This window comes from Prevotella denticola, assembly GCF_900454835.1.
In the GTDB taxonomy this organism is placed as follows: Bacteria; Bacteroidota; Bacteroidia; order Bacteroidales; family Bacteroidaceae; genus Prevotella; species Prevotella denticola.
In genome coordinates this window covers 1,180,540-1,202,213 of sequence record NZ_UGTM01000001.1, presented here as the reverse complement: position 1 = coordinate 1,202,213, position 21,674 = coordinate 1,180,540, and the positions used below count along the sequence as shown (strand labels likewise).

Here is a 21,674-nt window from a genome sequence, read left to right as displayed (position 1 = left end):
GTAAACCAGTATGGAATCACTGAGAGAAATATTCAGAATCGGAAAAGGACCGTCGAGCAGCCATACGATGGGACCGCAGCGGGCCGCCGTCATCTTCGCCGGCCGCCATCCGGAGGCAGTGCGTTTCGAGGTGACACTGTATGGAAGTCTGGCTGCTACGGGCAGGGGACACATGACGGACAAGGCCGTCATCGACGTGTTGAAGGCGGTAGCCCCGGTGGAAATCAAATGGGAACCGGAGGTGTTCCTGCCTTATCATCCCAACGGCATGGTGTTCCGTGCGTATGATAGCCATCAGAAAATAGAAGACGAATGGACGGTCTACAGCATCGGCGGCGGTGCTCTGTCGGAGGGGAAGGCTACAGGCGACTGTTTCCATCAGGATTCTGTATACGACCTGCACACGCTCAAGGACATCCAGTCCTGGTGCGAACATCATGGACGGGGCTACTGGGAATATGTGAAGCAATGCGAGACCGGTGATTTCTGGGATTATCTGCGTGAGGTGTGGCATGCCATGCAGGCGGCTGTCGAGCGTGGTCTTGACAGTGAGGGTGCATTGCCCGGACCGTTGAACCTCGCACGCAAAGCCCCTACTTACTACATAAGGGCACGCGGTTACAAGCCGTCCCTGCAGAGCCGTGGGATGGTTTACGCATACGCATTGGCTGTCAGCGAAGAGAATGCTTCGGGCGGGACAATCGTCACAGCTCCCACCTGCGGGGCCTGCGGGGTTGTGCCGGCAGTACTCTATCATCTGGCGAAAGGACACGAGTTTTCCGAGACGAAAATATTGCATGCCCTGGCGACGGCTGGTCTCTTCGGCAATGTCGTGAAGTACAATGCGTCGATTTCCGGTGCAGAGGTAGGCTGTCAGGGCGAGGTCGGTGTGGCCTGTGCCATGGCATCGGCCGCCTCCTGCCAGTTGTTCGGCGGTACGCCCTCACAGATTGAGTATGCTGCGGAGATGGGACTTGAACACCATCTGGGCATGACCTGCGACCCCGTCTGCGGTCTGGTGCAGATTCCCTGTATAGAGCGCAATGCTTTTGCTGCCTGCCGCGCGCTGGACGCACAGCTGTATGCCTCGTTCAGCGACGGACACCACCGCGTATCGTTTGATCGGGTAGTGGAGGTGATGAAGCAGACCGGGCACGACATTCCGTCACTGTACAAAGAGACGAGTGCAGGCGGACTGGCAAAGGATTATAAGTATTAGAAAACGTCCCACCCCATATAGACAAAGCGGGAGAAGTCCATTCCGGACTTCTCCCGCTTTGTCTTGTTTGATTTTACTATATGGATCTGTTCTCTGTTTTCGGCACCTCTCCCACCTTGGGAAGAGGATGCTGTGAATGCTTAGTTCCTGAAGGTCAGTCCCTCACCGAAGCAGTCGATGATGACCGGCTTGTCACGGTTGACACTGCCTGAAAGCAGAGACTTGCTGAGGTCGTTCAGCACATACCGCTGGATAGCCCGCTTGACGGGACGTGCGCCGAACTCCGGATCGTAGCCTACCCCGGCCAGATAGCTGATGGCAGGGTCGGTCCACTGGAGGTTGATGCCTTGTGGTTCGAGCATAGCCTTCACACGCTCCAGCTGCAGCCGTACGACACCTCCGATCTGCTCCTTTGTCAACGGCAGGAACATGATGGTCTCGTCGATACGGTTGAGGAACTCCGGACGGATGGTCTTCTTCAACATTTCCATTACGGCAGTCCTCGCCTTTTCGATGACTTCCTCACGGTTGGAATCGGTGAGATTCTCGAATTGCTGCTGGATATACTGCGACCCCAGATTGGACGTCATGATGATAATCGTGTTCTTGAAGTTCACCGTCCGCCCCTTGTTGTCCGTCAGTCGTCCGTCGTCCAGTACCTGCAAGAGGATGTTGAACACGTCGGGATGCGCCTTTTCTATCTCGTCGAAGAGTACGACTGAGTAAGGTTTGCGGCGTACGGCCTCGGTCAGCTGGCCTCCTTCATCGTAACCTACGTACCCCGGAGGCGCACCGATAAGTCGTGTGACGCTGAATTTCTCCTGATACTCGCTCATGTCAATCCGGGTCATCATCGACTCGTCGTTGAAAAGATAGTCAGCTAATGCCTTTGCCAGTTCGGTCTTACCTGTACCCGTTGTTCCGAGGAAGATGAACGATGCAATAGGTTTCTTCGGATCCTGCAGGCCGGCACGTGAACGGCGCACGGCATCTGCCACGGCCGTGATGGCCTCGTCCTGTCCGATGACACGCTTGTGGAGTTCGTCCTCCAGATGGAGCAGCTTGTCCTTTTCGCTCTGCAGCATCTTCGTGACAGGAATGCCTGTCCAGCGGCTTACCACCTCGGCGATGTCGTCCTCGGTAACCTCCTCACGCACCATGGCCTGTCCGCCCTGCGTGGCCTGCAGCTGCTGCTGGATGTTCTTGATGTCGTCTTCCAGCTGCTTCAGCCTCGAGTAGCGGATCTCAGCGACACGCTCGTAGTTGCCCTCACGCTCAGCACGGTCGGCCTCATACTTGAGGTTCTCCATCTCCTGCTTGTCCTGCTGAATCTTGTTCACCAGGGCACGTTCGCCTTCCCATTTTGCACGGAAGCTATGCTCCTGTTCCCTGAGTTCGGCAATCTCCTTGTCGAGCTGTGCGATCTTCTCGCTGTCGTCTTCCCGCTTGATGGCCTCACGCTCAATCTCGAGCTGTTTCAGCCGGCGGGTTATCTCGTCCAGTTCCTCGGGTACGGAATCGCGCTCCATGCGCAGCTTGGCAGCTGCCTCGTCCATCAGGTCGATGGCCTTGTCGGGCAGGAAACGGTCGGAGATATAACGTTCTGAGAGCTTCACGGCCGCAATGCAGGCATCGTCCTGGATACGTACCTTGTGGTGGTTCTCGTAGCGTTCTTTCAGTCCACGAAGGATGGAGATGGCATCCAGCTCGTCCGGCTCATCTACCATGACAGTTTGGAAACGACGCTCCAGGGCCTTGTCCTTCTCGAAGTATTTCTGGTACTCGTTCAATGTTGTCGCACCGATGGCCCTCAGTTCGCCACGTGCTAGAGCCGGCTTCAGGATGTTGGCGGCATCCATGGCACCCTCGCCGCCGCCTGCACCGACCAGCGTGTGGATTTCATCAATGAAGAGGATGATGTTGCCTTCGGCTTTCGTCACCTCCTTGATGACGCTCTTCAGCCGCTCCTCAAACTCACCTTTGTATTTTGCTCCGGCGAGCATCGCCCCCATATCCAGCGAGTAGAGCTGCTTGTCCTTCAGGTTTTCCGGTACATCGCCACGGACAATTCTTTCGGCAAGTCCCTCGACGATAGCCGTCTTTCCTGTGCCCGGTTCACCGATGAGAATCGGGTTGTTCTTCGTACGGCGGGACAGTATCTGCAGTACACGGCGGATTTCCTCGTCACGGCCGATTACCGGATCGAGCTTTCCTGCACGGGCATCCTCGACAAGGTTGCGGGCAAATTTCTGCAGCGACTGGTAGTTCTCGTCACCGCTCTGCGTCTGTACCTTCTGTCCCTGTCGCAGGTCGTTGATGGCTGCTGTCATCTCTTTCTCTGCACATCCGGCATCTTTCAGAATCCGGCTTGCCGTTGAGTTGACCGCCAGCAGTGCCAGCAGCATCGGCTCGATACTGACGAACTCGTCGCCCATCTTCTGCGAGATGTCCAACGTGCGCTGCATCACCTGATTGGCTTCAGAGGAGAAATAAGGCTCACCGCCCGATACTTTCGGCAGATGGCTCATTTCGCTCTGGACGGCATTCTCTACGGTCTGTGCGTTCACACCCAGCTTCTGGAAGACGTAGTTCGTCACATCTTTTCCCTTGTCCATCACGCCGGCAAGCAGGTGTAGCGGCTCGATGGTCTGCTGCCCGTTGCGCTGTGCGGTGTTCACCGCACTCTGGACAGCCTCCTGTGCTTTAATTGTAAATTTCTCAAATGTCATTCTTCAGTCTCCTTTCTATATCTTCTTCAGCCTTATGGTTATAGGCATCGAAGTGTATTCGTTTTTTTTTATATTGTCTGTCACTCAAATCCTGTGCCTTTGGCCTTTGTGTGACATCGTGTCAGATGAAAGAGACAGAATGTCATAGTCGTTGATGGCTTCGTCTGTTCTTCCGTTATTCGGTCTATGTTCGTTCTTCCTTTATACATTGTCCGTATTCATGTGTTGTCCGCATACCTTTCAGATAATTGTGCAGGCGGTGGGTAAATTCATAGTTCTTCAGCCCCCATCTGGGCGCAATGAGCAGGTCGGCAGGGCTCTGGCTGACGAAGCGTTCGAGTATGAGGTCGGGACGGAGCAGACGGATGTAGGCGGCAATGAGCCGGATATATTCCTCAACGGTGTAAAGATGAAAGGGATGGTCAGCATACATTTTCGCAAGGCGGGTACCCCGGATGATCTGCAATTGATGGATTTTCAGTGTCGTCAGTGGGAGAGAAGAAATGATTGGCGCCTGCCGGAGACTCTCTTCTGCATCTTCACCAGGCAGACCGAGGATGATATGCGCACCGGTACGGATGCCGCGGCGGGCGGTCTTTTCTATAGCCTGGCGAGCACAGGCGAAGTCGTGTCCACGGTTGATGAGGCGCAGTGTGCTGTCGTTGCAGGTTTCCACGCCATATTCAACGATGAGGAATGTGCGGCGGTTGAGTTCTTCAAAATAGTCTAAGAGGGTGTCGTTGATGCAGTCGGGCCGTGTGCCGATGACGAGTCCGACGACATCCTCCACGGCAAGTGCTTCCTCGTAGAGGGCTTTGAGGCGGTTGTTGCTTCCGTAGGTGTTGGTATAGGCTTGGAAATAAGCAAGGTATTTCATGTCCGGGTATTTCCTGGAGAAGAACCGCTTGCCGACTTCAAGCTGCTGTGTAATGCTCTTTCCGTTGTCGCAGTAGGTCGGATTGAAGGTCTGGTTGTTGCAGTAGATGCAGCCGCCGTACCCTGTTCTCCCATCCCGGTTCGGACAGGTGAAGCCAGCATTGACCGATATTTTCTGTACTCTGAAAGGAAACTGGGTGCGGAGCCAGTTCCCGAAGTCACGATAATATTGTTCCATTCTTTTGCAAATTTACGGATTATTTTATACTTTTGCGATGTTAAAACTTGAATTTATGAAAAGAACAATCCTTATGTGTGCTGCTATGCTGACAGCTCTCCAGCTGATGGCAGGAGAGCCGATTTCATTGAAAGACATCACCAGTGGCGTATTCTGGGCGAAACGTATCTCGGGTGTCAATCCTCTGAAAGGTACTTCGGAATATGCACAGGTGTCGGCCGACGGCCGGCAGGTGGTGAAGTATTCCTTCAGAACAGGTAAACCGACCGGTGTCATCTTCGACCTTTCCGATGTCAAGGAAGGGCTGCTCAAGGTTTTTGATGACTATCAGATTTCGGCCGATGGATGCCGGCTGCTGTTGCAGACGAATACCAACCGCATCTATCGCCGTTCATTTACGGCAGACTTCTATCTCTATGAAGTGAAGACGAAACAACTGAAGAAACTTTCAAAAGACGGGGCAGAACAGATACCTGTTTTTTCGCCTGACGGGCGGCAGATTGCATACGTCCATAAGAACAACATCTACATCACGGATGGCGAGAATGTCAGACAGGTCACCACCGACGGTGCGTTCAACAAGGTCATCAACGGTCTGCCCGACTGGGTGAACGAGGAGGAGTTCGGCTTTAACAACGCACTTGCATGGAGTGCTGACAGCAGGACGTTGAGCTGGATCAGGTACGATGAAAGCAAGGTGAAGACCTATTCCCTACAGCTTTTCAAAGGCTCGCATCCTGCATTCAATAAGTATGAGACTTATCCTGGAGAATACAGCTACAAATATCCGAAAGCCGGCGAGGACAATTCACAGGTAAGCGCATGGGCGTATTCATTAGGTGACGGCAGTGTGCGCAAGTATGACCTGCCTTTGGCAGCGGATGGTTATATCCCCCGCATCAAGACGACTGCTGATGCAGACAGGATCATTCTCTATACGATGAATCGGCACCAGGACGAACTGAATCTCTATGCTGCCAATCCCAAGACAGGAGCGTGCCGGCTGCTGATCAGAGAGCGTGTGCCCAAGTATGTGAAGGAAGAAGCGATGGAAGGCATCAGAATCATGAAGGATTACATTCTGCTGCCTTCCGACCGTGACGGCTATATGCACCTTTATCTATACAGCAAAGAAGGGAAGCTCCTGCGCCAGATAGACAAGGGCAACTATGACGTGACGGAAATCTATGGATATGATGATAAGACCGGCAACACCTACTTCCAGGCAGCTGCCCGCAAGCCGATGCAGCGGGAGGTCTATGTCGCCGACAAGTCCGGCAGGCTGACTTGCCTTTCTGCCCATGCAGGCTGGAATGCCGCTGCGTTCTCCGGTGATTACAGATACTTCCTCAATACATGGAGCGACCGTAACCATCCTTACGTCTATGCTATCTATGACAACAAGGGCAAGGAGGTACGCGAAGTGCTGAACAATGACGAACTGCAGACGAAACTTGCGAAGTATGGCAACGGCGGTGTCGAGTTCTTTACATTTACGACATCGGAGGGAGTGAAGCTCAACGGATGGATGGTGAAACCCGCCGGATTTGATGCAAAGAAGAAGTATCCGGTCATCATGCACCAGTACAGCGGGCCGGGCAGCCAGCAGGTGGTTGACAGCTGGGGTGTCGGTTCGATGGGCAACGGCGGTATGTTCGATTATTACCTGGCACAGAAAGGCTACATCGTAGTGACGGTGGACGGCCGCGGCACAGGTGCGAGGGGAGCAGAGTTTGAAAAGTGTACTTATCTGAAGCTCGGCGATCTGGAGTCGAAGGACCAGGTGGAGGCGGCCCTGTGGCTGGGCAGACAGCCGTATGTCGATGCGGCACGTATCGGTATCTGGGGCTGGAGCTTCGGCGGTTTCAATACCCTGATGAGCATGAGCGAGGGACGTGATGTGTTCAAGGCGGGCGTAGCCATTGCACCGCCGACCGACTGGCGGTTCTACGATTCCGTCTATACGGAACGGTATATGCGTACACCACAGGAGAATACTTCCGGTTACGCCGTCAATCCCATCAACCGTGCCGGGAAGCTGCACGGCAGACTGCTGATCTGCCATGGTATGGCCGATGACAATGTTCATCCGCAGAACACCTTTGAATATTCTGAGGCACTGGTTCAGGCCGACAAGGATTTCAAGGAGAACTGTTACACCAATCGTAACCACTCTATCTACGGCGGCAATACCCGCAACCACCTGTTGAGACAGGTGGCAGAATGGTTCATGGAAAACTTGTAAAGCAGCTCTGCAATATATCATTGTGAAGACCCAGGGGATTTCACACAGATAGTAGAGGAGGATGTATCGGATAGATGATCAACAGGGGCAGACGAGGTTGTCTGTCTCTGTTTTTTTATTGTCATCGGTCTTGTCTGGCACCTCTGTTATCTGTATAGTCTGCCCGTCTGCGGTTCATCCGTACGTCTGTCGGCAGTGTACGGCTGTTTTAGCTGGACTGTCCCCGGGAAATGTCAAGGACAGAGTCGCTGAAAATCAGAGACAACATCAAAACACAGGGGCGCACGAATTCGTACGCCCCTGTGTTTTGATTCAGAAAGGGTCTATCTGGAAAGATAGAAGTCTTGTTTCCAGACAAGCGACCTTCCTACTCTTCGGTCTGTTCTACAACATACTTGGGTGATTCCCCGTACTTGTTGGCCTCCGGCTTGCTGTCGAGGAGCGTGAAGACGAAGATGACAATACCCAGTGCTCCATTGACCAGATAAAGCAGCAAGGCGAAGATACCCGCACCGCCTGTCATGCCGGCAGAGAGAACCCTCATCATCTCAGTTGCATCCTGAGACTGAGCCGCCATCATATAAGCATGGAAATCGATGGCGGAGAAGAAGAGTGCGCCTGCAACCAGTCCGATAATTGTCTGGCAGCCCCACCACCAGCCGCTGCGGCCTGTGTCGTGCAGACGGCGGAACAGCATGGATATTCCGCCTATGGCAAGGAAAATGAGTGCGACCCATCCGACAAACGGAATGAGTGAGAGGACGGCCGAAGCGATGGCGACAGTCAGCGCACCCCACCAATACTCTGAACGGCGGATGCGTCCCTTGAACTGGAAACACTTCTTGAAAAAGTTCTGTGCGGCTTCAGAGAAGCCGACCTGTGGTAATTCTTTCATTTGTGACATAAATAGTTAATGTATTAGAAGTTGATAAATAAAGAATCTTCTTACTTATTCTCTCTCAGCAGGTCGGGACGCAGCCGCCGGGTACGCTCCATTGCCTGGTCGAATTCCCATTGTCTGATTTTCGCCTCGTTCCCGCTGAGCAGGATTTCCGGCACCTCCCACCCCTTGTAGCTGCGGGGGCGGGTATAGATGGGGGCGGAGAGCATATCGTCCATGAAGCAGTCGGAAAGTGCGCTCTGTTCGTCGCTGATAACACCCGGGACAAGCCGGACAACGGCGTCGGCAATGATGGCTGCCGGCAGTTCACCGCCTGTCAGGACGAAGTCGCCGACGGAAATCTCCCGTGTGATGAGGTGGTCGCGTACGCGCTGATCAATACCTTTGTAATGCCCCGCAAGAATGATGAAGTTTCCTCCCATGGAGAGGTCGTTGGCGATACGCTGGCTGAACGGCTCACCGTCGGGTGACGTGAAGATGACTTCGTCATAGTCTCGTTCTTCCTTCAAGGCGGCGATGCAGTTGTCAATAGGTTCGATTTGCATGACCATGCCCGCCTGTCCGCCGAACGGATAGTCGTCTACACGCCGCCATTTGTCCTTCGTATAGTCACGGAGATTGTGCAGGCGGATCTCTGCCAGTCCCTTCTTCTCTGCCCTGGCAAGGATGCTCTCGTGGACAAACCCTTCCAGCATCTCCGGCAATACGGTGATGATGTCTATTCTCATACAGCTACAAAGTTAACGATTCTTTTGCTATAACAAGGATAGTTTAAGGTTTTTTTGTAACTTTGCAGCAGTTTTCCAATCATTATTTAAAAACGATATGAAAAGATTCTTTTCCCTCGCTATCCTTTTGGTAGCAGCTTTTAGTGGTGCGCAGGCACAGAATTTACAGCTTCATTACGACCTTGGTCACAATCTCTACAACGACCTCTCATCGCGTACGACGGTGACGACGACGGTTGAGATGTTCAAGCCTGACACATGGGGTTCCACCTTCATGTTCACCGACATTGACTACAAGAACGACGGTACGATCGGCGCTTACTGGGAGATTGCCCGTGAGTTCAACCTGACGAAGAACAAGCAGTGGGCTGCCCACGTGGAATACAACGGCGGCGTAGGTTCCGGCGAGACTCCCGGGGGCTACTACGGTAACCGCTACCAGCACTCCATGCTTCTGGGCGGCGCATGGAACTGGGCTTCAAAAGACTTCTCAAAGACGTTCAGCGTGCAGCTGATGTATAAGTATTATTTCAAGAACGGGCACACGGGTGCGCATCCTTACAATAGCTTCCAGCTGACGGAGGTGTGGGGAACAACCTTTGCGCATGGCCTCTGTACCTTCAGCGGGTTCTGTGATGTCTGGTACGATCCGGACGTGAACGGCAAGCTGATCATGGTATCTGAACCGCAGTTCTGGTTCAACCTCAACACGCTGAAAGGCATGAAGAACGTGAACCTCTCTCTGGGTTCTGAGGTGGAAATCAGCAACAACTTCGTCTGGAACGACCGCGGCGAGCACAACCGCTTCTATGCCATCCCAACGGTGGCGGCCAAGTGGACGTTCTGAGAAATCCCTTTGGAAAATAAGTCTTCTAAAAAAAGCGTGTCACATAGCCAAGTAGGGGATAGATGCCCTCGTCTGTCCGCAAGATATACAATTTATCGAGGGTGTGTCAAAATGTAAATGCCCTTCTGAAAACCTTACATTTTAAAACAATCCAATGAGAAAAGACCATTTCAAAACTCGTGTTTGAGTAAAGAAATGCTCTTTTCTTTTGAGAGTACGTTACTTACAAATTAAAACTTGTCAAGTCGTTAATTTGTATTTTAACATACTCGCTTTAATTCTTCTATTGAATTATCTTACAGATAAAAGAACCTGACATCCTCTGATTCCATGCGTATAGAAGGGGATTCCTACGAATGATTTTGGACATCATTCAAACAGGAAACAGGAGGTTGGAGGCTCAAGTAATTGGGATGATTTTTGATGATGGAAGAAGGTCTAAAAGCTTATGGTGTTGAATTATGCTTTACTTGTTTTAGTATTTTCTTTAGTTGAGTCCAGGCATCAAACTTTTCATCAAAAGTCATATGGGTATTGGTCGATGACGTAGAAGGCATCACTATACAGGATACATTGACATCACCTATTTCTTTCAAGAACGCATCATGGGCTTCCTTTCCATTAAAGACAATGTATTTTATAGATTTATGTTTTTTAATGAACCCTTTGATGTCATTAGGTACTGGATGGATAGAAAAACCTGAATCAAGACTACCTTTTCTAATACCTTCTTTATATACATCCCACAGACCTATACCAATTGAACTTAGGAAATCCCTACTTTTCTCAAAATGGTCGGTAGAATTGAAAAGCCTATTCATAATTTTCCAGAAAGTATTGCTTGGATTTAGATAGTATGACAGTTGTTCTGTCGAAATATCTCCAGGCATAGTTCCTAAGATAAGTACTTTGGTATTCTTGTCTATCCAAGGCATGAACCCCTTTTTGAAATCAGGAGAGACTACTTGTGTAATTGATTTCTTTTTTACTCCGTCCTCTCCATGTAAATGAGGCAGAAAAGAGAGTTGGTGTAAGTTGAATGTCTTCTTTTCTTGTAGCTTTTTCGTGAGTTCACTTGATTTGCTTAGATGTATTTTTGCATCTTTTATAACGAAATACTGAGGGTATTTCTTAACACGTGCTCTTATCTGCCTTGGCGGGGCCATTGATCCATTCTTTTGTAGATATAGTTTCTTAGAGTATATCTCTTTTGCGATATCAGAACAGCTCATAGCTGTACTATGAGTTTTTAATACGCAAATAATAGCCTCATGTAATGTCATTTAATTAATTTTAGGTAGTGAATAAAGTCACCTATGTTTTCACACGCAAATTTATGAAGAATAAACCATATTTGCAAGTGTTATATTTAATTTTTTTTTGAGGATTCTCATTCAAAAATATCATATAAGCTGTTCAAATTTAGGATATAGTCAGTCTGGATTCCAAAAGGGCCTTACTTGCTGTTCAAGTAAGGCCTACTTGGGCTTCAATTAGGCCTTACTTGCGGTGCAAGTAGGCACCTTTTTAAACGCTGGATATAACAGCTTGAGAATCAAAGAAGTATGATACTCTGTCTTTGTATGTGAATTCGGGATGAGGAGGGGGTTATCCGAAGAATGATTCTATCAGTCTTGGAATAATGTTTCTTCTGTCCTCTGTGCGGGTAAGCCGGAGGCGGAACCCTGTGCAAAACGGTCGATGAAATCTTCCTCAGAGATGATGGGGATGGAGAGAGCCTTGGCTTTCTGGTTTTTGCCCGAAGTGCTTTCTACATCATTGTTAATGAGAAAGTCAGTAGACTTGGAAACCGAACCGGTAACTTTACCGCCTTGGCTTTCGATATAGGCTTTCAGCTCATTGCGGTTCTTGTAATGATGGACATCGCCCGTAATGACGAATGTCAGTCCCTGGCAGCCGCTGCCTGTCGGCGCGGACGAGGCTTGCCTGACGTTGAGTTCGGCCAGCAAGTGTTGCAGCACAGGCTGGTTGTCTGCGTCTTTCATCCACCGGACAAAGCTCGCACTCTTTTCCGGTCCGATACCGGGAATGGTTGAAAACACATCATCGTCAGTACTTTCCGTAGCAGTCCTGATGAGTTCTTTCAGCGGATAGGCTGAAAGCAGACGGTTGCATACATCCTGTCCGACCAGCGGAATGTTGAGTGCGAAGAGCAGCCGGCGGGCTTCCACGCTCCTTGCCTTTTCAACGGCCGCCAGGAGTTTGCTGACACTCCTGTCTCCGAAACCGTCCATGGTACGCAGCTGCAGAGCATGTTCGTTGAGATGGAAGAAGTCGGCATACTCACAAATCCAGCCCAGGTTGATGAACTTCTGGACAGTCTGTTCGGACAGTCCGTCGATGTTCACCCCCTCCTTGGAAACGAAACGACCGAACTTCTTGAGCTGTTTGGCAGGGCAGTGGTCGTTCGTGCAGTGCAGTGTCCGTGTCCCGCTGGCCTCACTCTCCACGACTTCTGTCGCCGACCGGCATACCGGACAGGTCTCCGGGACATGGAAGATGCCCATCCGTTCAATGACACTGACAACCTTCGGTATGATTTTGTTTGCCTTGATGACGGCGATTTTTGTGCCCTTGCCGCCGATTCCCAGGCGTTCGCATTCAGAGATGTTGCAGAGCGAGGCACGCTTGACGGTCGTCCCCTCCAGTTCGACAGGCTGGAAAACGGCGACCGGCGAAATCGTAGATGCGGCACATGACCATTCTATGTAGTCCAGTTCCGTTTCCGCCCGCTCGTCCTGCCATTTGAAGGCGTAGCCGGCACGTGTGGCATGATGCCCTGTGACCGATCCGGTTGCGGCATAGGCCGTGTCGTCATAAGTGATGACGAGACCATCGACGGGGTAGGGGAAGCGTTGGGTGTCAGCTTCCGGATAACGGGTGTTGAGGGCTTGTCCGGTGACACGGGAAGACCAGCTGTCGATGACGGCTTGTATATTCCCGGCCGTCGGCCGTGAGATGAGTTCTCTGTCTACCGGATGGAATCCCTGTCGTTCAAGCCATGCCATCCGTTCGCCCCATGAGCCGATTTCCTCCTCGGTATAGACAAGGGTGAAAGGAATCCAGTGCAGGTGGCGTTGCTTGACCTCGTTGATATCTTTCAGCGTGAGCGATCCTGATGCGAGGTTGCGGGGATTGGCATACTCTTCCTCCGACTCCATATTGAACTTCTCGAAGTCGGGGTAGCTGATGACGGCTTCTCCACGGATGACGAGATGGCCTCTGTAGGGGATGGTCTGCAAGATGCCCTCGATGGCTCTGGAAAGATGGGTGATGTTGGTGCCGATGTGCCCGTTGCCCCGGGTGACGACTTTTGTCAGCCGTCCGTTGTCATAAGTGGCGACAAGTGTCAGGCCATCCAGTTTCCAGGAGAGCCAGATGGGCTTTCCTTCTGTCCATCTGGCAAGGTCTTCAACCTTTTTGGTCTTTGCCAGAGACAGGGCCGGAAACTCATGTTTCTCTTTCTTTCCGGCTACATTGTCGGCCGAGACATTCTGTGTCGGGGAGTCGGGGAGGACGATGCCGGTCTGTTCTTCCAGCTTCTTGAGCCGGTCGAAGGCAGCGTCCCACTCGTAGTCGGTCATGAGTTCTTCACGGCCGTTGTAGTAAGCATTGGAGGCAGCGTTGAGCTGCTTGACAAGGGATTGTATTTCTTTGTTCATTGTTTTAGGGGGATATGGGGGATGATAGGCGGTGATGGGGTGATGGGCGGTGATGGTGGATTCCCGCTTCCTTCCTGCTTTCTCTGCAAATATACTACATTTTGCCGAATGCGGTTGTCTTTTGCTCAATTAATTTGCATTCTTTATGTCCCAACTCATTTCTTTTGCTTACCTTTGTGCCTTAGAAATAATCGAAACAAGAATCATTGATGTCAACACTAACAATTGCTGTTATCGTCGTCTTCGTCCTGGGCTATGCCCTCATTGCGATGGAGAGCCTGACGAAGGTCAACAAGGCCGCAATCGCCTTGTTGATGTTTGTATTCTGCTGGACTCTTTACATGCTCGATCCGGTACCGTTCGCACAGCTGATGCATCCCGGTTTCAAGGGCACTGGAGATCAGATTGTGTCTTTCGTGAATGCTTTGATTACCGAGCATCTCGGTGACACAGCCACAACGCTCTTTTTCCTGATGGGGGCGATGACTATTGTGGAAATCGTCGATCAGAATGGCGGCTTCAACTGGGTGAAGAACGTCATGCACTCCAAGACGAAGCGGGGTCTGCTGTGGAAGATCGCCTTCATGACTTTCTTTCTTTCAGCCATTCTTGACAACCTGACGACAAGTATCGTGATGATCATGATCCTGCGCAAGCTTGTCCACGACAGGAAAGACCGCATTGTCTATGCCTCGCTGGTGATCGTTTCCGCTAACTCGGGCGGTGCTTTTTCTCCTATCGGAGACGTCACGACAATCATGCTGTGGAATGCGGGCATGATCACGGCCGGCGGTGTCATCAGTGAGATTCTCATCCCGTCTCTGGTGTCGATGCTGGTACCGGCACTTCTGCTGCAGACGGCACTGAAGGGGAATATTGAATACGACGATCTGGCGAACGACCTGACGGGCGACAGGGAAATGCTGGAGTTCACCGGCATGCAGCGCAAGGCTATCTTTGCTGTCGGCGTGGGCGGTCTCTGTCTTGTACCGCTGTTCCATTACCTCACCGACCTCCCTCCTTTCGCTGGCATTCTCCTTGTGTTGGGCATTTTGTGGACCGTGACCGAACTGTTTTACCGTAGTATTCACAGGAGAAGAGGTGACAATGTTCATTTCTCAAAGCGTGTCAGCAATCTGCTGAGCCGCATTGATATGTCGACGATTCTTTTCTTCTTAGGTATTCTGATGGCTGTGGCCTGCCTGGAAGAAGTGGGTGTCCTGAAGGAACTTGGCAGCGGTCTGAATACTGCGTTCAACGGTAACCATTATGCCGTTACGGGCATCATCGGCGTACTCTCGTCCATTGTCGACAATGTACCGCTCGTCGCCGGAAGCATGGGTATGTATCCTGTTGCTGCTACAGGTGACATGGCGGTTGACGGAATCTTCTGGCAGCTGCTGGCTTACTGTGCTGGTGTCGGTGGGTCGATGCTTATCGTCGGTTCGGCCGCCGGTGTCGTCGTCATGGGGCTGGAGAAGATTACCTTCGGCTGGTATATGAAACGTATCTCATGGATAGCACTGGCTGGATACCTTGCCGGTATCCTGTCCTATTGGGTTATCCGTACGTATATCTTCACCACGCCGCTTTAAGAAATATCAGCCTGCTGGCTGTGCTGTGCAAGCCGGTCTGTCGCCTGCCGGCCTTTCTGTCCGGGCCGGTTGGGGATTTTTCAGGACAGTCTCTTGGACAGGGAATTGATGCCATTGCCTGCCCCGGGGATGTTGCATACGGAATAAACAGAACACACGCTAAGATGGAAAAGAACAGAAGGATAGATTGTTTTATACCTGATGGCAGTTTCGATGCCATCATGTCAAATTCTGCACAGTTGTGGCAGACGGGCGTTGTGCAGCAGATACATCTGCTTGTGGAGAAGCATCAGGTCATGGAGATCATGCCCCTTCATACGGATCTCCTGCGGATAGGCAGACTGCTTTCGTCGGATACAATGCGACTGATGGCGGCGTATGCAGGAGGTGAATACACCCTGCTTTACTTAAAACGAGGTCCGGTGACACTGGGCAGTCATGCTGTTGAACGTATGTTGCAGGTGGCCGAGGAGACCGCTGCTGTGATGGTGTACGCCGACCGTTATGCTGTCGAAGACGGAAAGACCGTGAAACATCCGGTGACCGACTATCAGTTAGGAAGCGTCCGGGATGACTTCGACTTCGGTTCTGTCGTGCTTCTGAAGACTGAGTACCTGAAAGCGTACGTCACAAGGGAAGCGGCAGAGGACTGGGAGTTTGCCGGCTGGTATGACCTGCGTCTTCATCTGAGCCGGTGTGGAAGGCTTTTCCATCTGGCTGAATATCTGTACACCGAGGAAGAAGACGACCTGCGTGCCAGCGGTGTGAAGCAGTTCGACTATGTGGACCCGCGCAACCGTGAGGCCCAGATAGAGATGGAGCGTGTAGCAACCGAGCACCTTTCTTCTATCGGCGCACTGGTGGACACGGCACATTACGAGCAGCCTGATTTCTATGAAGAGTCGTTTCCTGTAAAGGCTTCGGTAGTCATCCCGGTCTTCAACCGTGAGAAGACGGTGCGTGATGCGGTCGTGTCGGCACTCTCGCAGAAGACTGATTTCGCCTTCAATGTTATCGTCGTGGACAATCATTCGACGGATGGGACAACGGAGATACTCGAATCTTTCCGGAATGATGAACGGCTGATTCATCTCGTCCCAGACCGTACCGACCTTGGTATAGGCGGCTGCTGGAACTATGCCATCCATGATGTGCATTGCGGTCGCTTTGCCGTTCAGCTGGACAGTGACGACCTTTATTCGTCAGAGAACACCTTGCAGGCCATTGTCGATGCCTTCCATGAGCAGAAGGCGGCGATGATTGTAGGCTCGTACCGTATGTGCGACTTCAATCTCAACACGCTTCCGCCGGGCCTGATCAGCCACAGTGAGTGGACAGCGGACAACGGCTGCAACAATGCTTTGCGTATCAACGGTCTCGGTGCACCGCGTGCCTTCTTCACCCCGCTGGCCCGCCAGCTGCGGTTTCCCAATACCAGTTACGGTGAAGACTATGCCATGGGGCTTGCTTTCAGCCGCCGTTTCCGTATCGGAAGGATTTATGATGAGCTGTACCTCTGCCGTCGCTGGGGCGGAAACAGTGATGCCGTGCTGAGTATTGATAAGGTGAATGTCAACAACCACTATAAGGATCAGCTGCGGACGATTGAGATTCTGGCTCGTCAGAAACAGAACAGGGAGCGGGAGAAAGGGCTGACCGAATTCTTCCATAACCAGCTGGAACAGTGGCCAGACGCTGCCCGGCGTTATGAAGAGCTGAAGTGTGTACAGACACGTGAGACGGGGCCGGTCCTTGTACAGTTCAATCCTGCACGCTTGGTGAGCACAGGTGCGAAGATTGACAAGGCCTCGCTGGCCAATCGTCCTTGCTTCCTCTGCGGGAAGAACCGTCCGGCTGAACAGACCGCATTGCCTTTTTGTGACGATTTCGACATTCTTGTCAATCCGTTTCCGATACTCCCGGCTCATTTTACCATTCCTGCCAGCAAGCATCAGCCACAGGCCATCGCCGATAATTACGTACAGATACACCGCCTTCTGAGAGCTTATCCGCAATTGATGGTGTTCTACAACGGCCCGAAATGCGGTGCCAGTGCGCCGGATCACCTGCATTTCCAGGCTGGGACAAGCGGTATTCTGCCTTTGCAGCGAGACTGGCAGCAGCTCCGCAAGATGGCGGAACCGCTGTTGAAGCTGAACAATACAGAAGGAATTTATGAAATAAAGGATTACGTCTGTCCTGCTCTTGCCATCGTAAGTCGTACGGAAGCACATGATGCCGCACTGTTCAGCTATGTGTATGAAGCTCTTCCTTTGAAAGAAGACGAGACCGAACCGATGATGAATATTGTAGCGTGGCGCAGCGGAGATGCGTTTGTCACGGTCGTGTTCCCACGTGCGAAGCACCGTCCCGACTGCTATTCGGCTGAGGAAGAGACACAGTGTCTGGTTAGCCCGGGCAGCCTGGACATGGCAGGACTGCTGATATTGCCTCGTCAGAGTGACTTTGAACGCATGACCGGAGAGCGTGCCCGGGCTGTCCTGCGTGAGGTGTCTTTGTCGGACGAGGCAATGGCAGAAGTCGTGAAGCAGGTCCGCAATGAGGCTGTAGATGCCGCTTTTGACGACTGGCGGACAGAGCCTGTCGTGTCGGTAGGCATATTGGGCGGTAAGGAGATACGCTTCCGCTTGAATGGGGCTTATATTCTTGGTAACCGGACGGTAAGCGGTGAACAGACTGTGAAGCTCATGGAAGGAAAGATGCTTTGGGGATTCGGTCGCTATCAGGAGCTTAGTTTTACGCCGGCAGACGATGATGCGTCTTTCACCTTGGAGGATGTGACGATCGGAGCAGACTTCCATTGGGAGCGAAAAGAAGAGCAGACTTTTGCCGGCAGCCTTCAGCTTGTCATTGACGGAGATAAAATCTGGGCAGTCAATGTGCTCCCGGTAGAACGGTATTTGGCAAGTGTCATTTCGAGTGAGATGCGCGCCACGTCGTCGCTGGAGCTCTTGAAAGCCCATGCCGTTATATCCCGTAGCTGGCTGCTGGTGCAGATGAGAAGGCGGAAGGCCATAGAAATGGGTGTCCAGAAGGCCTTTGCACCTGTAAAGGTGTCGGAAGAAGAAGGCATCGTATGGTATGACGGCGACGCACACAAGCTGTTTGATGTCTGTGCAGACGACCATTGTCAGCGTTACCAGGGCATTACGAAAGCGACAAGTCCGCACGTCGAAGAGGCCATCAGGGCTACTCGGGGAGTGTTGCTGATGGACGGCAGCAAGATATGTGATGCCCGTTTCAGCAAGTGTTGCGGCGGTGTCACGGAGGAGTTCCAGTACTGCTGGGACAATATCCGCAAACCCTACCTGCATTCAGTGGCAGACAAGGCGCCCCTGGGGACGGCTCCTTCGGAAGACCTGACCGAAGAGAAAGCCGCACGGACATGGATTCTTTCTTCTCCTGAAGCGTTCTGCAACACGGAGGACACGGCTGTCCTGCATCAGGTTCTGAACAATTACGACCAGGAGACACATGATTTTTACCGCTGGACCGTAGACTACACACAGGAAGAACTTTCTGAACTGATTCGTCGCAAAAGCGGATTCGACTTCGGAGAAATCATCGGCCTTCAGCCGCTAGAGCGTGGCAGAAGCGGCCGTATCAGCCGTCTGAAGATCGTTGGAACGAAACTTACCCGTATCATCGGCAAGGAGCTGGAGATAAGGCGCGTGCTGAGCGAGAGCCATCTGTACAGTTCGGCATTCGTGGTAGATGCCCGTGATGTCGTGAACGGCGTTCCCCGGCATTTCCATCTCGCCGGAGCCGGATGGGGACATGGCGTAGGGCTGTGTCAGATCGGTGCCGCCGTGATGGGCGAGAAGGGTTATCCTTACGACGAGATTCTGCACCACTACTACCAGACGGCAGTAATCGAGAAACGATACAAGTAAAGCCGTCGGACAACGGTATGAACCTGTAAGATATACTCCAGATGCATGAGGATCAGACTATCATCAACGGAATACCCATAGAGAACCGGTGGCACAGCCATTGGCTCTGGCTTCCGACGCTCTATCTTACACGCGGGCTTCCTTATGTGATACTGTTGATGACCTCATTGGTCTACTTCAACAGGATGGGGCTTTCTAACGGTGCCATCACGCTGACCGCCTCCTGGTTTCTGCTGCCGTTTATCCTTCGTCCTCTACTGGGCAGGCTGGTTGTAGGGTATGGAAGCAGACGTTTCTGGATCGTTCTGACGGAGGCTGTCATGCTCCTGTGCTTTGCAGGACTGGCAATGGTTGTCCCTTCCGTCCGCTGGTTCGAGTGGACGGTTCTTTTCCTGATGGTCATGGCCACGGCTGCGGCATTGCATGATGTGGCGATCGAACGGCTCTATAAAAAAGAAGCCGCACTGCGTCATCGTCCTGCTTTTTTCGGTGTCCGTACCGTCTTCTATCTCTTTTCCATCATTGTCGGGATGGCTCTTCCAGTAACGGTGGCCGGCAATCTGGAGGTAATCAACCGGACCGTCCGCCCTTCATGGGCAACGGTTTTCTGGATCTTGTCAGTCCTTATGGCCTGCCTCACGGGCTTCCATGCGGTCGTACTCCCGAAAGATCGTCACTATGCCGGCCTCCCTATCTGGAGCGGGGTGACACGCCAGTGGTGGCATGATGTCAAGGCTGCTTTCGTCCGCCGTCCTCATTATGTGGCAAATCTCTGTTTTCTCTTCTGCTTTCTGGTGCCTGAAGGGATGTTCTTCCGGATTGTTCCACTCTTCTTGATAGATCCTGGGAGCAACGGCGGACTGGCTCTCTCTCCCCAGGAGTTAGGGCTGGTACTGGGTACGGTAGGCACGTTTTCGCTGATTGCGGGCTGTGCCTTGGGAGCGGGACTGGTGCGCAGAGACGGGCTGAAGCGTTGGCTCTGGCCGTTTGTCATGGCTCTGACGCTGCCCAAGTTCCTTTTTGTCTATCTCAGTTATTACTTTGTCTCCACCCTTTCGGTCATTAATTTCTGTATGCTGGCCGAGCAGTTCGGGGCGGGTCTTGGCCTGACGGTCTACGTGGTATGGCTTACTCATTGTACGAGGGGTAAGCATTCCACCTTTACCTATTCTTTAGGAACGGCCATTACAGCCTTTTCCGTCGTTCTGTCGGGATGGTTTACAGGCTTCCTCCAGGAGTATGCGGGCTATCGCCGTTTCTTCTTCCTTGTGGCATTGCTGGGTATCACCAGTTTTGTCGTGAGCGGTTTCGTTCCTGTCACGGATGAGATCGGGAAAAGCGGAAAGTCGGCCTGATGTTCTATGGTGCAGCCGTGAGGATGCGCCGTTTCAGGGTTAACCTTTTTAAAAAAGCAGTCGTTTTGTTTGTCTCTTACAAAAAATGTCGTACTTTCGCAGGTAGAAAGTTATAAAAAACGGTAAATCAGATGAAGATCAAGTATTTATTCATGTCAGCTGTCGTTGCCTTGATGACAGCCTGCGGCACGGCCTCGAAGGTACCGTTGACAGGTCGTACACACCGCATCAGTATTTCTGATGCCCAGCTTCTCAGTCTCAGCAACCAGGAATATGCCAAGTTCATGGCATCAGCCAAGCGTTCTACGGATGCGAAGAACACGGCTATGGTACAGCGTGTAGGGCGCAATCTCGCCCATGCCGTAGAGACCTACCTGCGCAACAATGGCTATGCCAGTGAGATAAACAATTTCAAATGGGAGTTCAATCTTGTCCAGGACAAACAGGCCAATGCCTTCTGTATGCCCGGCGGAAAGATTGTCGTCTACGAGGGTCTGCTTCCCTATACGCAGAACGAAGCCAGTCTGGCCATTGTGCTGGGGCATGAAATCGCACACGCCGTGGCCAAGCACAGTGCGGAACAGCTGACCAAGCAGATGAACCAGCAGATGGGGACAAACATCCTGGGAACGGTGCTGAACTCCACGGTCGGCAGTGGGGTGGGCGACATCGCCTCACAGGTGGCCGGCGGCTACTTCTCTTTCCGCAATCTGAAGTACAGCCGTGACAATGAGAGTGAGGCGGATTACATGGGACTGATTTTTGCTGCCATGGCAGGCTACGATCCGGCGAATGCCGTTACCTTTTGGCAGCGCATGGCTTCGAGTACCGGCAGCAACCGTACAGAAGTGCTGAGCGATCACCCTTCAGATGCCCGTCGTATAGAGAATATCAAGCGGTGGCTGCCGGAAGCGGAGAAGTATTATCATGGAAGTGTTGGTAGTCGTGTGGTGACATCAGGCACGACACGGGCAGCCGGAACTATTCATATCGGTGGTTCTGCGTCTTCCAGGCGATCGGGTAAGCGGCGTTGATCTGGCTGTTCTTCCTTTTTCAGAATTATTATTTTACGGCTATCTGTTTCCGCCATCGGTGGGAGACGGATAGCCGTAATCTGTTTATAGGATAAGCGTCCCACATTATCCACATTTCTCAGATTCCCTTGTTACATTGAATTTACCCAGGATGTTGCTTTTATGCGTGCGGCAATATTCTGCTTTCTCTTTCAGCCTCATAGCCTGCTATGCTCTCTCAGAAAGAAAGGGAAAGCTGCTCGCCTGAGAGGCTTACAGCAGCAGAGGTTACTTTTGTCGGTATTTGCTTTTTATGCTACCGTCGTTGTGC

Annotated in this window: 13 protein-coding genes; 7 read left to right on the top strand and 6 right to left on the bottom strand. The window is 52.0% G+C overall.

Features of this window, described 5'->3' with window-relative positions; genetic code table 11:
• The first annotated feature begins 10 nt into the window (after positions 1–10).
• Complete coding sequence (locus DYH27_RS05095) at positions 11–1,219, top strand: L-serine ammonia-lyase (RefSeq protein WP_029216396.1); 1,209 nt, start codon at positions 11–13, stop codon at positions 1,217–1,219.
• 140 nt (positions 1,220–1,359) lie between these two features.
• Here the strand turns inward: DYH27_RS05095 and clpB are convergent, their stop codons facing one another.
• Positions 1,360–3,948, bottom strand: coding sequence for an ATP-dependent chaperone ClpB (gene clpB / locus DYH27_RS05090; protein ID WP_013671177.1), 2,589 nt, complete (start codon positions 3,946–3,948; stop codon positions 1,360–1,362).
• A 184-nt stretch (positions 3,949–4,132) separates the two neighbouring features.
• Entirely contained in the window at positions 4,133–5,062 is a 930-nt protein-coding gene (locus DYH27_RS05085; RefSeq protein ID WP_029754961.1) for a TIGR01212 family radical SAM protein, read from the bottom strand.
• Between the two features lie 55 nt (positions 5,063–5,117).
• Here DYH27_RS05085 and DYH27_RS05080 point away from each other — a divergent pair, with 55 nt between their 5' ends.
• Complete coding sequence (locus DYH27_RS05080; protein ID WP_029754960.1) at positions 5,118–7,307, top strand: S9 family peptidase; 2,190 nt, start codon at positions 5,118–5,120, stop codon at positions 7,305–7,307.
• A 367-nt stretch (positions 7,308–7,674) separates the two neighbouring features.
• Here the strand turns inward: DYH27_RS05080 and DYH27_RS05075 are convergent, their stop codons facing one another.
• Both DYH27_RS05075 and trmD read right to left on the bottom strand, forming a co-directional pair.
• Complete coding sequence (locus DYH27_RS05075) at positions 7,675–8,211, bottom strand: DUF805 domain-containing protein (protein ID WP_004353379.1); 537 nt, start codon at positions 8,209–8,211, stop codon at positions 7,675–7,677.
• Positions 8,212–8,252: 41 nt separating this feature from the next.
• The gene (trmD, locus tag DYH27_RS05070; protein ID WP_025067398.1) at positions 8,253–8,936 is read right to left on the bottom strand and encodes a tRNA (guanosine(37)-N1)-methyltransferase TrmD; all 684 of its coding nucleotides are present in this window, start codon (positions 8,934–8,936) and stop codon (positions 8,253–8,255) included.
• 97 nt (positions 8,937–9,033) lie between these two features.
• On the opposite strand from trmD, the gene DYH27_RS05065 reads away from it, so the two are divergent.
• Positions 9,034–9,783, top strand: a complete 750-nt coding sequence (locus tag DYH27_RS05065) for a nucleoside-specific channel-forming Tsx family protein (RefSeq protein WP_025067399.1) — start codon at positions 9,034–9,036, stop codon at positions 9,781–9,783.
• 446 nt (positions 9,784–10,229) lie between these two features.
• Here DYH27_RS05065 and DYH27_RS05060 read toward each other — a convergent pair whose 3' ends face one another.
• Together DYH27_RS05060 and ligA are read right to left on the bottom strand one after the other, a co-directional pair.
• Positions 10,230–11,066 carry a DNA-deoxyinosine glycosylase gene (locus DYH27_RS05060; protein WP_025067400.1) on the bottom strand — a complete coding sequence of 279 codons (837 nt, stop codon included), beginning with the start codon at positions 11,064–11,066 and terminating at the stop codon, positions 10,230–10,232.
• A 345-nt stretch (positions 11,067–11,411) separates the two neighbouring features.
• Entirely contained in the window at positions 11,412–13,466 is a 2,055-nt protein-coding gene (gene ligA / locus DYH27_RS05055) for an NAD-dependent DNA ligase LigA (RefSeq protein WP_029216395.1), read from the bottom strand.
• A 209-nt stretch (positions 13,467–13,675) separates the two neighbouring features.
• Between ligA and nhaD the strand changes: the two genes are divergently transcribed.
• The 4 genes from nhaD to DYH27_RS05035 all read left to right on the top strand — a co-directional run bounded on the left by nhaD (position 13,676) and on the right by DYH27_RS05035 (position 21,364).
• Positions 13,676–15,061: a sodium:proton antiporter NhaD gene (nhaD, locus tag DYH27_RS05050; RefSeq protein WP_025067401.1), complete on the top strand. Its 1,386-nt coding sequence runs from the start codon at positions 13,676–13,678 to the stop codon at positions 15,059–15,061.
• A 164-nt stretch (positions 15,062–15,225) separates the two neighbouring features.
• Entirely contained in the window at positions 15,226–18,975 is a 3,750-nt protein-coding gene (locus tag DYH27_RS05045; protein ID WP_025067402.1) for a DUF4922 domain-containing protein, read from the top strand.
• Positions 18,976–19,016: 41 nt separating this feature from the next.
• A complete protein-coding gene (locus tag DYH27_RS05040; RefSeq protein WP_029216394.1) occupies positions 19,017–20,330 on the top strand; it encodes an MFS transporter in 1,314 nt (437 codons plus the stop codon).
• A gap of 131 nt (positions 20,331–20,461) precedes the next feature.
• A complete protein-coding gene (locus tag DYH27_RS05035; protein ID WP_025067403.1) occupies positions 20,462–21,364 on the top strand; it encodes a M48 family metallopeptidase in 903 nt (300 codons plus the stop codon).
• The last annotated feature ends 310 nt before the right edge of the window (positions 21,365–21,674 follow it).

Bases quoted from the DNA above. Each gene is read 5' to 3' on its own strand.
- DYH27_RS05095 (WP_029216396.1), top strand. From the start codon at position 11: ATGGAATCACTGAGAGAAATATTCAGAATCGGAAAAGGACCGTCGAGC.
- clpB (WP_013671177.1), bottom strand. From the start codon at position 3,948: ATGACATTTGAGAAATTTACAATTAAAGCACAGGAGGCTGTCCAGAGT.
- DYH27_RS05085 (WP_029754961.1), bottom strand. From the start codon at position 5,062: ATGGAACAATATTATCGTGACTTCGGGAACTGGCTCCGCACCCAGTTT.
- DYH27_RS05080 (WP_029754960.1), top strand. From the start codon at position 5,118: ATGAAAAGAACAATCCTTATGTGTGCTGCTATGCTGACAGCTCTCCAG.
- DYH27_RS05075 (WP_004353379.1), bottom strand. From the start codon at position 8,211: ATGTCACAAATGAAAGAATTACCACAGGTCGGCTTCTCTGAAGCCGCA.
- trmD (WP_025067398.1), bottom strand. From the start codon at position 8,936: ATGAGAATAGACATCATCACCGTATTGCCGGAGATGCTGGAAGGGTTT.
- DYH27_RS05065 (WP_025067399.1), top strand. From the start codon at position 9,034: ATGAAAAGATTCTTTTCCCTCGCTATCCTTTTGGTAGCAGCTTTTAGT.
- DYH27_RS05060 (WP_025067400.1), bottom strand. From the start codon at position 11,066: ATGACATTACATGAGGCTATTATTTGCGTATTAAAAACTCATAGTACA.
- ligA (WP_029216395.1), bottom strand. From the start codon at position 13,466: ATGAACAAAGAAATACAATCCCTTGTCAAGCAGCTCAACGCTGCCTCC.
- nhaD (WP_025067401.1), top strand. From the start codon at position 13,676: ATGTCAACACTAACAATTGCTGTTATCGTCGTCTTCGTCCTGGGCTAT.
- DYH27_RS05045 (WP_025067402.1), top strand. From the start codon at position 15,226: ATGGAAAAGAACAGAAGGATAGATTGTTTTATACCTGATGGCAGTTTC.
- DYH27_RS05040 (WP_029216394.1), top strand. From the start codon at position 19,017: ATGCATGAGGATCAGACTATCATCAACGGAATACCCATAGAGAACCGG.
- DYH27_RS05035 (WP_025067403.1), top strand. From the start codon at position 20,462: ATGAAGATCAAGTATTTATTCATGTCAGCTGTCGTTGCCTTGATGACA.